Annotated in this window: 9 protein-coding genes and 2 pseudogenes; 9 read left to right on the top strand and 2 right to left on the bottom strand. The window is 45.7% G+C overall.

Annotated features, from left to right (window positions below):
• Positions 1 to 18: 18 nt before the first annotated feature.
• Positions 19 to 1,932: a tetratricopeptide repeat-containing diguanylate cyclase gene (locus tag ACF8EG_RS23580; RefSeq protein ID WP_069505949.1), complete on the bottom strand. Its 1,914-nt coding sequence runs from the start codon at positions 1,930 to 1,932 to the stop codon at positions 19 to 21.
• 624 nt (positions 1,933 to 2,556) lie between these two features.
• Positions 2,557 to 3,813 carry an aromatic amino acid transport family protein gene (locus tag ACF8EG_RS23585; protein WP_005499076.1) on the bottom strand — a complete coding sequence of 419 codons (1,257 nt, stop codon included), beginning with the start codon at positions 3,811 to 3,813 and terminating at the stop codon, positions 2,557 to 2,559.
• 366 nt (positions 3,814 to 4,179) lie between these two features.
• Here ACF8EG_RS23585 and ACF8EG_RS23590 point away from each other — a divergent pair, with 366 nt between their 5' ends.
• The 9 genes and pseudogenes from ACF8EG_RS23590 (at position 4,180) to ACF8EG_RS23630 (ending at position 13,950) form a co-directional block, all read left to right on the top strand.
• Positions 4,180 to 4,614, top strand: a complete 435-nt coding sequence (locus ACF8EG_RS23590) for a GNAT family N-acetyltransferase (protein WP_069505951.1) — start codon at positions 4,180 to 4,182, stop codon at positions 4,612 to 4,614.
• A gap of 307 nt (positions 4,615 to 4,921) precedes the next feature.
• Positions 4,922 to 6,819 (top strand): annotated as a pseudogene (locus ACF8EG_RS23595) (molybdopterin-dependent oxidoreductase).
• A gap of 20 nt (positions 6,820 to 6,839) precedes the next feature.
• Positions 6,840 to 7,745, top strand: a pseudogene (cobA, locus tag ACF8EG_RS23600) (uroporphyrinogen-III C-methyltransferase).
• Positions 7,742 to 8,695, top strand: coding sequence for a glycosyl transferase family protein (locus ACF8EG_RS23605; protein ID WP_069505953.1), 954 nt, complete (start codon positions 7,742 to 7,744; stop codon positions 8,693 to 8,695). The pseudogene cobA and the gene ACF8EG_RS23605 overlap by 4 nt, the downstream one beginning before the upstream one ends.
• A 168-nt stretch (positions 8,696 to 8,863) precedes the next feature.
• Positions 8,864 to 9,781, top strand: coding sequence for a dienelactone hydrolase family protein (locus ACF8EG_RS23610; RefSeq protein WP_169610060.1), 918 nt, complete (start codon positions 8,864 to 8,866; stop codon positions 9,779 to 9,781).
• 63 nt (positions 9,782 to 9,844) lie between these two features.
• Entirely contained in the window at positions 9,845 to 10,426 is a 582-nt protein-coding gene (locus ACF8EG_RS23615) for an ANTAR domain-containing response regulator (RefSeq protein WP_005480250.1), read from the top strand.
• A 265-nt stretch (positions 10,427 to 10,691) separates the two neighbouring features.
• Entirely contained in the window at positions 10,692 to 12,056 is a 1,365-nt protein-coding gene (locus ACF8EG_RS23620; RefSeq protein ID WP_069505955.1) for a CmpA/NrtA family ABC transporter substrate-binding protein, read from the top strand.
• Positions 12,057 to 12,136: 80 nt separating this feature from the next.
• A complete protein-coding gene (locus ACF8EG_RS23625) occupies positions 12,137 to 13,102 on the top strand; it encodes an ABC transporter permease (RefSeq protein ID WP_069505957.1) in 966 nt (321 codons plus the stop codon).
• An 11-nt stretch (positions 13,103 to 13,113) separates the two neighbouring features.
• Positions 13,114 to 13,950, top strand: a complete 837-nt coding sequence (locus ACF8EG_RS23630) for an ABC transporter ATP-binding protein (RefSeq protein ID WP_069505958.1) — start codon at positions 13,114 to 13,116, stop codon at positions 13,948 to 13,950.
• Positions 13,951 to 13,957 lie beyond the last annotated feature (7 nt).

A 13,957-nucleotide genomic window follows, 5' to 3' on the forward strand; every position in this document is an offset into this window, starting at 1 on the left:
ATTTACTCGTGGACGCCATTAAGACGTCGAGTGAATCTTAAATTGGTTTCTGCCCGCTTGTTTTGCGTCATATAACGCTTGGTCGGCCAAGAAGAACCATTGGTCCCACTCTTGTTTGATGGTTTGGGCTGATAACCGGTCGACCGCACCAAGCGAAATTGTGGCGTTTATTGGCTTAGAGTCAATGATTAATGGCGTATTTTCAATGACATGTCTCAAACGCTCTAGCGATTTCGCACAATCATTTGGATCGTTCACCTCCACCAGCAACACAAATTCTTCACCGCCCCAACGAATCAGCAGGTCACCTGAGCGAGTGGATTCGTTGAAGATAGAGGCAATATGCATCAACATTTGGTCGCCGATGTCGTGACCATAAGTGTCGTTAAACGCTTTGAAATGGTCGACATCAAGAACCGCAAGCGCGAAGGTTCTATCTGGAGTGCGGCGGGCCATCTTCTCTAACCACACTTCCAAATAGCGGCGATTGTGAAGGCCCGTCAACAGATCCGTAGTACTTTCTTGCGTTAGTGCTTTATTGATCTTTTTGACTCGCAAAACATAACGGAAACCCACCACACCAATGGCTGCAATAGCGATAAAGTAAAACATTTCGCGGTAACGTTGCGAGCGCAACTCAGAGGCTTGAAGTGCGTTTTTCGTCTCAAGCAAATTCAACTCTTTTTGAGCCAATTTCGCTTCAAGGTCAAACTTAATGTTGATCATTTCTTCGCCGTGAATGTGCTCAGAAAATTCTTCTTCAAGTGCTCTCAACTGAGACAAATAGCGGAAGGCGGCTTCATAATTTTGCAGAACTTGGTTGGCGTTAACCAAAACCGACAACATATCGATACGCTGTTTTAGCTCAAGCTCATTGGTCGATTTGGTTTGTTCTAGGACGAGGAGAGCGGTTCGAATCGCTTTGTCGTATTGCTTGTCGGCGAGATACGCTTCGGCAAATGCTTCATAGCATGGCATCTTAATGATTTCGATGCCGTCTGGGTTAGGTAACTCAACACAGCGTTGTGCGAGCAGTAGGGCATCGTCTGTTTTACCGATGCTACTTAGCATTTGAGAAAAGTTGGACAATGAATGATGTTTAATGACATCCGACCCAGTTTGCATTGAGCGTCGAATCGTCTCATGGAAGTAGTATTCGGCCTTCTCACTTTCTCCTAAGCCAAGATGAACAATGCTCAAGTTGGCATAGATTACGCCAATAAAGAAACTGTTGTCGTACTCATATTCACTGCTCTCATATACATCGAGTGCTTGTTTTAGATAGTTGTTTGCGCGATTCCAATCGGAGGAGTCTAAATAGACAGTACCGATGTTGTTAAGTGTCATCGCTACTTGAATCTCAAACACTGTATTTTCAAGTAACTCGTAGGCGGTACGATAATGTTTTAATCCGTTGTGGATTTGGTTACGCGCAATTTCTAAATTTCCCATCCAGCGATAAGCGCGGCCTTGCAGCGCCAGATAGCCAATATCACGAGACTCCCCAATTACATCGTGGAGCAAAAGCTCTGCGTGCCAATCGTCATCCAACTCAATCATTCGAATCGCTTTGTTCAATTTTGCTTCTGCGACAACCCAAGGCATATTGTGTTTTCGACCAAACTCGATCAAATCTGGCATGTCGTCAGGTAGGGGAACACCTTCATAGCGTTCTAAATAAATACGAGCAAAATAGTAGAGGGCGAGCGTTTCGGGCGAAGCATCTTGCGGAACCGTGAGCACATTTTCTTTGATTGAGCGAGGCTTACCCATAGAACGGAAGTAGGTACTCAACATGGGTTGGCTTTCGGGCGAAATGTGTTCTTCGAGATAGATATGTTTATCTGTATTGGCGAAGACATAACCAGTCTGGAAGAAGAGTCCAATCACCGCTAATAGAGCGCAAGACAGCGTTTTAATCGGAAAGTGCATGAGCTTATTAATAAATTGTGATCTCGTTAAGTAGCAGTACTTGCTAAGTCTATCACTTCTTATCTATTAAGTGCTTATGGATTCCCCAAGAATAAGGGATTTTAAGGCGAGTATAATTGTTTGATTTGATTTAATTTTTTGATTTATAAAGAAAAGTGCTTTTTATAAGTTGGGAAATAATTTTAATCGCAATATAAGGGAACCGGAGGTTTTGACTGAGAAATAGCGATAATCGATGAAGATATTTCCATGTGAATTATGTGTGATGCTGCTCCCAAAAGTAATTCCGATCTCCAAAAGATGATTTTGGTGTCATAAATATTTAATGTTTGTATGGGTTGTTAAAAAAATGGATATTCGACATAGTGTTATTAAGCCAAAGTAAATTGGCTGTTCATAACAAACAGGAGATTATTTATGCATAACGAAATGATTCAACCGTCGCACTTCGGCATCATTGCTCGCACTTGTATCGCCTCAGTAGTAATGTTGGCGGGTGTTTTCGCTCTTATTTAGTGGAGTGACGTAAGCTAGATTACGTTTTAGAAAACAAAAGCAAAATTCAGGGAATTACCTTCAGTTGTAAACGGTATTCCCCTGAAAATCACTCAAAGTAACCCCTTCTTAGCTGAGTAAGCTAAAAACCAAAGCACTTACCGCAACAATACCTGTGATCAGAACAAAATAGGTAGAGAGCTTTCCACGATACTGCTTCATCGACTCAATCTTATGTACCGCCAACATCGGCATAATGAACAAGATCATTGCGATAACTGGCCCAGATAACGCTTCCATCATGCCTAAAATACTTGGGTTCATGATTGCTGCAGCCCAAATTGACAAGAAAAGAACCACTACGCTAATACGATCAACACGTGTTTCAGATAAATTTGAGTGCTTTGTGATTAAGCCGTTCAAGCTTTCACGTGCGCCTAAGAAATGACCAAGGAAAGAAGAAGTGATCGCGACAAACGCCACCAAAGGACCAAGTGTTGCGATGAACGGGTTATCCGTTGCGTTTGCAAGGTAAGAGAGTACGGATACGTTTTGCGCTTTTGCCTGAGCAAGTTGCTCTGGCGATAGTGCTAATACGCACGAGAAAACAAACAATAGTACGAATGCGATAAGCATGATGCTCGTGCGACGTAAAATCAGTTCGGCTTTTGCATCGGCATCATCACCGTAGTGTCGGCGCTGAACATTGGCAAAGCTAGAGATCGCTGCTGCATGGCTAAACGAGAAAATCACAACAGGAACGGCTAACCACATTGTGCTCGCAAACGCACCCATGTCCGGTGTATCAAGCACGGGCATTGTCCAGTTCGGCATTAAGTAGAATGAGAGGAAAGCTAGAATCGCAACAAGTGGGTACACCATAACGGCAAACGCGCGCAGCATCACTTTTTCGCCCGCCATCATAATGGCAATCAAAGCGAACACTAATACGCCCGAAAGTAGCTCGCGTGGTAAGGCTTCCATTCCCGCTTGGTTCACCATAAAGCTGTCTACAGTATTGGTGATGCCCACGCCGTAAATTAACAGGATAGGAAAAATCGATAGGAAATAAAGCAGAGAGATTGAACGTCCCGCTTTTGCGCCAAAGTGCTCTTCAACCACATCGGTAAAGTCGGCATTTTTGATCTTAGAAGACAATACAAAGCGCGCTAAACCGCGGTGGGCGAGGTAAGTCATTGGAAATGCCAAAAACGCCATTGCGACTAGTGGCCAAAATCCACCGATGCCTAAGTTGATTGGCAGAAACAAAATACCGGCACCAACGGCGGTCCCGAATAGGCTAAGTACCCAATGTGTGTCATGTTTTGACCAAGAGGTTGTTGTGTTTAATTCACTAGAATTTAACGTATTTCGAGATTCTTTCACTTAAGACTCGCCTTTATAAAAATAATAATGTGGCGGATGGTATCTGTTTTAGTGATTGTTATCACATCAACTATGTGGTGAATCGTGCTGATAAAAAGACAATTTTGTAAATTATCAAACTATGAATATTTTTAAAAACTAGATTTATATTCTGAATTTTAATGTATGAATTGAAGTTATTTACCAAATTTTCAATATTTTTTGGTTTTAGATTTTGTGATTAAAATGTGTCCATGGTGGTATTTGCTATGGATGAGGGCAAGGAAAGTGTTCCGCTCCAACTGTTTGAGTTGACAGCAAAAGTTGGGTTTAACGAAGGATTCATCTATATTGCCGCAAACAAAGGAGTTTAGGAGTAGAGTTGAGATGGACATTTTGTCTGCGCGTAAAGAAGATTTAGCCGCTGTTTATGCTTTAGAAAACAAGTTGTTTGGAGAACATTCGTATCCTCAGTTTTTTATACGACAAGCGTACGATTGTTGGGGTGAAAGCTTGTTAGTTGCAAAGGAAGGAGAAGCAGTTGCTGGTTATGTGCTTTTAACCACCAGCAATGTCGCGAAGTACTATTGGATAATGTCGCTAGCCGTAAATTCCGAATTTCGCGGTCGAGGAATTGCGAGATCATTAGTTGAGCGGGTGATGGCACCTCTGGCCGAAGGTTCTAGTGTTAAACTGACGGTTGATCCTCTCAACCAACCTGCATTGTCTCTCTATCAATCTATGGGTTTTACCGTACTAGAAGAAGAAGCGAATTACTTCGGTGATGAAGAATCCCGTTTGGTGATGGAATTCGTAAAGTAGGCCTGCACAGAAATGAGTCCAATCTGCACTTAAAATGTGCGGATTTAAAAATGTGCCGTTCATCATTTTTCATAATGCCTTGTAATTAAAGCATTTTCATTATTGGCACTTTGTTTGCTATTTGTAGAATGTTCATCGTTAACTCGATGACCGCTCTCCAGAGCAGGCGGAGATGCGGGTTAGGGTATTACTTTTTAAAAATGTACTTACAGCGTTAAAGGCATTGCAGCCTCTCCAGTTTGGAGAGGCTTTTTTTTGCTCGCATGGTTGTGTTTGTAAGTCGTGTTGGTCAATAGCAGGAGGCGTAATGTCGCAAGGATGCAGAAAAACGACCTGTCCTTATTGCGGGGTAGGATGCGGGGTTGAAGTAAACTCAAAAGGAATTGTTGGGGACGATAACCACCCTGCGAACGCGGGAGCCTTATGTGTGAAAGGTGTTGCGTTGGCTGAAAGCTTAAACATGCCATCACGCCTTTTGTATCCGAAGCTTGTCACCAAAGAGCGGCCACAAGGTAAAGAAATTCACTGGTCGCAAGCCACAAACATGATTGCTGAAAAGATCCATCGAGCTAAAGCGGAGTTTGGGCCTGATTCTGTTGCGATGTACGTTTCTGGTCAGTTGTTAACGGAAGACTATTACGTTGCTAACAAGCTGATGAAAGGGTACGTCGGCAGCGCTAATATCGATACCAACTCGCGTTTGTGTATGTCATCGGCAGTTGCCGCACACATTCGCGCTTTTGGAGAGGACGTTGTACCGGTCAATTATGACGACATTGATAGCACGGAATTACTGATTATCTGCGGAGCGAATACGGCATGGACGCCCCCGGTGTTGTTTCGACGTATTCAACAAGCGAGAGAGAAAAACCCAAGCCTCAAGTTAGTGGTGATCGATCCACGAGAAACCGTTACGGCGCAGCAAGCCGATTTACATTTAGCGATAAAAAACGACGGCGACGTTTCATTGTTTAACGGTCTACTTAAATTTCTTATCGATCAGCAATGTCTTGATTCTCAGTACATTCAATCTCATACCGATGGCTTTGATGCGATAGCGAGAGAAGTAATTCAACAGCGTTACAATGTCACTAATTTGGCAACTGATGTAGGCGTTTCACAAGACAAACTCACAACGTTTTTCCAATGGTTTGCCCACAGCCCGACTGCGATTACGCTTTTTTGCCAAGGGGTCAATCAAGCTGAAAAAGGTGTCGACAAAGGGAATGCGATCATCAATGCGCATTTAGCAACGGGTAAAATTGGCAGGGTGGGCTGTGGCCCGTTTTCCATTACCGGGCAACCTAATGCAATGGGCGGGCGAGAAGTTGGCGGTTTAGCCAATCAATTAGCGGTGCACCGAGGGTTTGATGGCGAATCCATTCAACAAGTACAAGCGTTTTGGGAGTCACCAGAAATCGCTACAAAACCGGGGTTAAAAGCGGTTGAACTGTTTGAAGCGGTTGAGCGTGGTGAGATTAAAGTCCTGTGGATCATGGCGACCAACCCCGTTGTCTCTTTGCCAGACAATCAGTTGGTTAAGAGGGCGCTAGAACGCTGTCCGTTTGTGATTGTCTCGGATATTACCGTAGAGTCGGATGTTGCGCGTTATGCCGACTTGTTGCTTCCGGCGGCTGGATGGGGTGAAAAACAGGGGATGGTGACGAATTCTGAACGTCGGATTTCAAGACAGCGTCAGTTCCAAAACCCTCCCGGTGAGGCAAAATCGGACTGGTGGGCAGTGAGCCAAGTCGGGCAAGCATTATGCACCTTAGAAGAGACAAAGAATGGTTTTGATTTTGACTCTGAACACGAGGTGTTTTGCGAGTACGCTGCCATGACAGGCATGAATAAAAAGTCGCCTTTAAAGCTAGATCTGTCTCAATACGCCAATTTGAATGAGCAAGAGTACGAAGAGTGGCAGCCAACCCAATGGGGCGGTGAGCGACCGTTTTCCGATGGCGTGTATTCTCACCCAGATGGTAAAGCGCGGTTTGTAGTTGTTTCCGTGTCACCGATAAACAAATACATGACGCGATGGAGAAACAAGATTGCACGTCACTGACCCAGCTTCAAAACAAACTCAAATGCGGTACTAACTGTGGTTCGTGCGTCTCTCAAATCAAACAAATGGTCGACAGCCATCAGCATCAAAAGGGCAAACAGCAAGCTAGCCAGCAAAGTCTGGCTATTCAAATAAAGTAAGTCATAAAGAGGATAAGCACATGGAAGCGCCTTATCAAAAGTCTTGGTTTAAGAAAGGACAAGCGGACCAGAGTCAAGAACGCTCGTCTCGCTTTTCTAGGCATGACCAAGCAAGCAAACTGAACAAGCTTTTAGAAGACCAATCCGTAGATCTAGATGTGAACCACAAAGGTTTTGTCTCGATTGTCGGAGCAGGGCCGCACGATCCTGACTTGTTAACGGTGAAGGCAGTGAAAGCAATTATGTCAGCAGAGGTGCTGCTGTACGACCGTCTGGTTAACAAAGATATTTTGGAGTTGGCTTCGCCACAAGCCGATTGAATTTACGTGGGAAAACGATGCGGACAACCTAGTATAGGTCAGGAAGAAATCTGTGACTTGATGGTATCGCTCGCTCAACAAGGAAAGCGAGTTGTGCGCTTAAAAGGGGGAGATCCTTTTGTGTTTGGGCGAGGTGGCGAAGAAGCGTTAGCACTCGTCAAACACTCAATCGCTTACGAAGTCATCCCCGGTATTACTGCAGCGATAGGGTGTTCAGCAAACAGCTTAATTCCACTGACTCATCGCGGTATTTCTCGCAGCGTTACCTTTGTTACGGGACAAGTGGTTACGGGCGCATTTGAGGCTTGGAGCCAACTGATGCAAAGCGGACAAACGTTAGTCTTCTATATGGGGTTAGAAAAGTCATCGCAAATACAAATGGGGTTAACCAACTCCGGTTTGAGAGAAGATTTCCCAGTCGCGATCATCACTCATGGTTGCAGCCCTCAACAACAAGTGCACGTTACACAACTCAATCAGCTCAATGAGTTATCGATTACACTTAAAGGCGTGAGCCCAGCATTGATTGTGATGGGAGAAGTTGTCAAACTGCGCGAACAACTAATAGAAACCGTACAGTCAGTGACGGAATACGAGGGAATATGAGCAGCATTTTGGAATGTATTAGAACAGTCGGTCGTGGCGAACGTGGTAGAAAACCACTTAACTTTGACCAAGCGTTTCGAGTGATGGATGAATACCTAAACGGCGAGTGCGACGACGATCAGATGGCAATGCTGTTGATGCTGATCCGCGTACAGAACGAGACTCAACAAGAAATCGCTGGCTTTGTGAAAGCATTCCAATCGCGCATGCCTGCCATTGGCGCAGACATTGACTGGCCATGTTACGCCGGTAAGCGAGAAGCAGCAGGTCATCCGTGGCATTTACTGGCAGCGAAAATCCTTGCTGACAACGGTCATAAAGTATTGATGCACGGTTATCACGACCGCCAATCTGGTCGTTTACACGCAGAAGATTACCTCGACAAGTTTGCTATCAAGAAAGCGGAATCAGCAGAAGACGCAAAGCGTGTGTTAGAAACACAAAACATCGTGTATCTACCGCTGAGTGCGTTTGCGCCGCAAGCAGAAACCATGATCGGTTGGAAGAATCGTTATGGGCTTAGAACGCCGATTAATACCGTGGTTCGAGCACTGAACCCGGGGCAGGCGACAGTCGGTATTCGTGGTAGCTTCCATCCTGGTTTTCAGCAGCTCCATGCTGAAGTCGAGTACGAAATTGGCCAAACGGCGCATGCTGTGGTGTCGTTTAAAGGCCAGTCGGGTGAGTCAGAATACAACCCGAAAGTGAGCCAGACAGTATGGCTTAGTCAACCCAGTGGCGTGACATCTCACTACTGGACAGAGCAAATGCTGTCAGAGGTGCCAATGCCTACGGTTTGTCCATTTGGTACAGAAGAAACCGACATGAATCAAATGGCGAACACGGTGTTAGCTACCATGACGGTTGTCTTGTTTGCTGAAATGCATGACAGAGAACAAGCTTTTGAACGTGCATTTTTGTACTGGGCGTCGTATTGCGCAGCGAACTGATTGCATGACTGCCTAACGATACAAAGTTGTTGGATCGGATTCCTTTATCTATTGTTTGTGTATGCTCGTCAGTGATGAATTTATCACCACAAGTCTCTCTTTGCTGGTTAGCATAAACATCACCATTGCGGTGATGGGTTTACTTTTCGATAAGAAATGAGGACATGGATAATGCTAAAGCACACGACGTCAAGTGAAAAGGCGGCTCACCCCATCCCGCAAGAAGCCTTCGATTGGTACGACGAATACGCGCACGGAAAGATTTCGCGCCGAGAATTTCTTAATCGGCTTGGTGGCCTTGCGGTGCTAGGGTTTAGCATGACCGCACTGGTTGACGCGCTGACACCAAATTACGCGCTTGCCGAGCAAGTCTCCTTCAATGATCCTGAAATCAAAGCCACGTACGAAACCTTTTCGTCGCCGAATGGGCATGGTGAAGGGCGTGGTTACTTGGTGATGCCTCAGAAAAAGACCATCAAATCACCAACGGTTTTGGTGATTCATGAAAACCGTGGCCTCAACCCTTACATTAAAGACGTCGCGAGACGACTAGCGAAAGATGGTTTTATCGCCTTTGCTCCCGATGCTCTCTACCCGTTAGGTGGGTATCCGGGAAATGATGATGAAGGGCGAGCAATGCAAAAAGAGATGGACAGAGCCAAGATTGAGCAAGACTTTATAGCGGCCGCTAAATTTATCAAACAGCACGAACATGGAAACGGCAAGCTTGGCGCGGTTGGTTTCTGTTTTGGTGGTTATGTCGTCAATATGCTGGCGGCAGTTATGCCAAATGAGCTCGATGCAGGCGTACCTTTTTATGGAACACCCGCTGCAGAAGAGATTCAAAAACAAGTGAAAGGCCCATTAATGTTGCATTTCGCAGGGTTGGATAAACGTGTGAATGACACTTGGCCTTCGTACGAGCAGCAGTTGATTGCTTCAGGTGCGAAGTACCAAGCTTTGATGTATGAAAACGTCAATCATGGTTTCCACAACGACTCAACCGCACGTTACGCACCCGAGGAAGCGGCTCTTGCTTGGGAACGTACCTTAGCTTTCTTCAAAGAACATCTCATCGCCAGTTAATCGGAGTTGGCACATTCCTTGTTTTATCTCCTTTAGTGAGTGAGATATTAACAAGGAATGTGCATGACTCAATCAACGTCAAAAACACCCATTATCGTCTGCTGTGACAGCCTTCAAGAGCAAGCTCGATTGTCCGGCTTATTGAGCAAAGATTACGACAACATCATCGGTAGCCAATTGGCACAACTAGAAGCGTTAATGCAACGAGAACCGTCAGCAAGCGTTGTGGTTGGATGGCAGCAACCAACCGCGGAACTGCGTTTGATCGTCGATTTCTGCCGTAGAAAATCGGCACCACTTCTTATCGTCTTAAAGCAATTATCATCGAATGATATCAATCGGTTATCAAGCCAAATGGATTATGTGTTGATGCCTCATGATACTGAGTTTGCTCTTCAACCTTGGATTGACCACGCAACTTTGGTACGTGAGCGGTTCGAGAGAATGAATTCAGAAATTGAATCGCTGACGAACAAGATTGAAGAGCGAAAGCTGGTGGAAAAAGCCAAAGGCTTATTGATGAAAGTGCACAATGTAGATGAGGAACACGCGTACAAAGCAATGCGAAACTCTGCAATGCAATCGAGTCAAACGCTTACTCAAGTTGCGAAGAACCTGATTACGGCATTGCAGTTAATGGATTAACTTCTCTACTACTTTGGAGTTATGGCGAAAATTCTACCGTGGTGCGTGTTGCACTAACAGTAAGCAAATACAATTGTTTGGTAACTAGGGTCAACTCTAATTTGCTGTATTTAAAGTGAAAAATTAGTTGGCACAGTAATTGGATTAGTTAGAACGGGTTTATTGTTGAATCGCTTATCTCAATTATCAATGGCGGTAATTGCAGACTTAGCAACGGCGCTACTGCTCTTCGGAGTAGTAGCGCTTTTTTTATGGGGGCAATCCAATGAAATGGAGTTCGATGCTGAAAGTGTTAGCAATTTCGTTATCGGTATTCACCACGGTTAGCGCAAAGGCAGGGTTGGGTGAGCCAGAAATTGAAGACCTGAAGTTTGGTTTTATTAAGTTAACCGATATGGCGCCGTTAGCGGTTGCCTACGAGCAAGGCTTTTTTGAAGACGAAGGGCTATACGTTACGCTCGAAGCGCAAGCAAACTGGAAAGTGCTGTTGGACCGCGTTATCGATGGTGAACTCGATGGCGCGCATATGCTGGCAGGGCAGCCGTTGGGCGCGACGATTGGTATCGGAACAAAAGCAGAAGTGATTACCGCGTTCAGTATGGATTTGAACGGCAACGCAATCACGGTTTCCAATGATACTTGGGAACAGATGAAGCAGTACATTCCAAAACAACCAGATGGCAAACCTGTTCACCCAATCAAAGCAGATGCACTGAAGCCTGTGGTCGACAGCTATCTGGATAAAGGCAAACCGTTCAATATGGGCATGGTGTTTCCTGTTTCTACTCACAATTACGAGTTGCGTTATTGGCTAGCGGCTGGTGGGATTCATCCCGGTTTTTACGCCCCAGATTCTGGTGACAACAGTGGTCAGTTGGATGCTGATGTTCTTTTGAGTGTTACACCGCCACCACAAATGCCAGCCACAATGGAAGCGGGCACAATCAAAGGGTACTGCGTCGGCGAACCATGGAACCAGCAAGCCGTATTCAAAGGCATTGGTACGCCAGTCGTGACCGATTACGAAATCTGGAAGAACAACCCAGAGAAAGTGTTTGGTGTGTCCAAAGCATGGGCAGAAAAGAACCCCAACACGCACATTCGTGTCGTAAAAGCCCTGATTCGAGCTGCGCATTGGTTGGATGAAAACAACAATGCCAACCGCCAAGAAGCGGTGAAGATGTTGGCGAAGAGCGAGTATGTGGGAGCCGATGCCGATGTTATCGCCAACTCAATGACAGGCACGTTTGAATACGAGAAAGGCGACAAACGAGACGTACCAGACTTCAACGTGTTCTTCCGTCATAACGCCACGTACCCGTACTACAGCGATGCGATTTGGTATCTGACCCAAATGCGCCGCTGGGGACAAATCTCAAGCGAGAAATCCGATGATTGGTACATGGATGTGGCGAAAGAGGTTTACCGTCCAGATATCTACCAACAAGCAGCTCAAGCGTTAATTGAAGATGGTGTGTTGAGCAAAAAAGATTTCCCAGATTTCAGCGTTGAAGATGGGTTTCGTGCACCACAAACACACTTTATCGACAACATCGTTTATGACGGCCGTGAGCCAAATAAGTATCTAGAGAAGTTCTCTATCGGGCTTAAAGGAAAAGACAAGGTTTAGGATGAGCAATCCTACTAAAAATTCAGGGGGCAGGTGAGTCTGCCCGCAATAACAAGGATGTAGATTTCTTAGGAGTGAGTATGTCTAGTAATGTCATTTCCCTTTATCCTGCTAAGCAGGTAGTGAACCGAAGTCGGCTGGTGCTTTTGCCCGTCATTGGCTTGCTGATCTTTTTGGCAATGTGGCACTTAGCAGCGAGAGAAGTGCAAACTTCATTAGGTACGCTACCGGGACCGGTGCAAACTTTTCAGCAGTTCAGCAACCTTGTCGATGACCATTGGCAAGAGCGAGAAAAGGAACAAGCGTTTATCGAGCGTCAGGAAAAGCGCAATGCTGCAAAATTAGCCAAAAATCCAGATGCGGAAGTGAAGATTCGTCCTTACACAGGTAAACCGACGTTTTTCGACCAAATCGTGACTAGCTTAGTGACTGTGACAGCGGGCTTTCTGCTGGCGACGATTATCGCGATTCCGCTTGGTATCGTGCTTGGTCTTAATCAAGGGCTGTATCAAGCGTTCAACCCAATCATTCAACTGCTCAAGCCCGTATCACCTTTAGCTTGGCTGCCTATCGTCACTATGGTTGTAAGTGCCACTTATGTGAGTGATGACCCGATGTTTGCTAAGTCGTTCATCAACTCTCTGATCACTGTAGCGCTGTGTAGCTTGTGGCCGACGCTGATTAATACCGCAGTGGGTGTAACGAGCGTTGATAAAGACTTAATCAACGTGAGTAAAGTGCTTCAACTTTCGTGGTGGCAGCACATTTGCACTATCGTTTTACCTTCTGCCATTCCAATGATCTTCACAGGTTTACGTCTCTCTTTAGGTATCGCTTGGATGGTGTTGATTGCGGCAGAAATGCTCGCTCAGAACCCGGGGTTAGGCAAGTTCGTTTGGGATGAATTCCAGAACGGCAGCTCGGCATCATTGGGGCGCATCATGGTGGCAGTCATCACCATTGGTTTTATCGGTTTGATGCTCGATAGAGGCATGCTGCAACTTCAAAAGTGGCTGTCTTGGAATAAACAACAAGCGTTGAGATAAGGGAAAAGATCATGGAAAAAGCATTATTAGATCTAACGCGTTTAGGGATGCGATTCCCAACGCCAGATGGCGAGTTCATCGCGCTTAAGAACGTCGATTTACAAATCAATAAAGGTGAGTTTGTATCCCTGATTGGTCACTCTGGCTGTGGTAAATCAACGGTTTTGAACTTAGTCGCAGGGCTGTACATGCCAACAGACGGCGGCGTGATAGTCGATGGGCGAGAGGTGGCAAGGCCGGGACCCGACCGCGCGGTGGTGTTCCAAAACCATTCATTATTGCCTTGGTTAACCGTGTATCAAAACGTTGAGCTCGCAGTAAAACAAATTGCCGGCAAAAAGGGCAAAGTGTGGATTCAGGAGCAAGTGAATCACTATTTGGAGTTGATTCAAATGCAGCATGCCGCGCACAAAAAGCCGGATGAAATCTCGGGTGGTATGAAGCAGCGAGTCGGCATTGCGAGAGCACTGGCACTTCAACCGAAGGTTTTGCTAATGGATGAGCCATTTGGCGCGTTGGATGCGTTAACTCGTGCGCATTTACAGGATGCACTGATGAAGATTCAAGCCGAGCTGAACAACACCGTCATCATGATCACCCATGACGTGGATGAAGCGGTGCTGCTATCCGACAAAATCGTGATGATGACCAATGGACCGGCGGCAACTATTGGTGAAGTGTTAGAAGTGAATCTACCTCGCCCTCGTGAGCGTGTTGCACTGGCAGATGATGCGCAGTATCAGAAGTGTCGACAAGCGGTGTTGAAGTTCCTTTACGAGAAGCAATCCAAAGTCGAGATTCCTGTTTCGAAAGAAGACAAACCCAAAACCGCAGCGCAAACGGCATAAGGAGGCA

This window comes from Vibrio sp. YQ_11 (assembly GCF_043103065.1).
Lineage (GTDB): Bacteria > Pseudomonadota > Gammaproteobacteria > Enterobacterales > Vibrionaceae > Vibrio > Vibrio parahaemolyticus.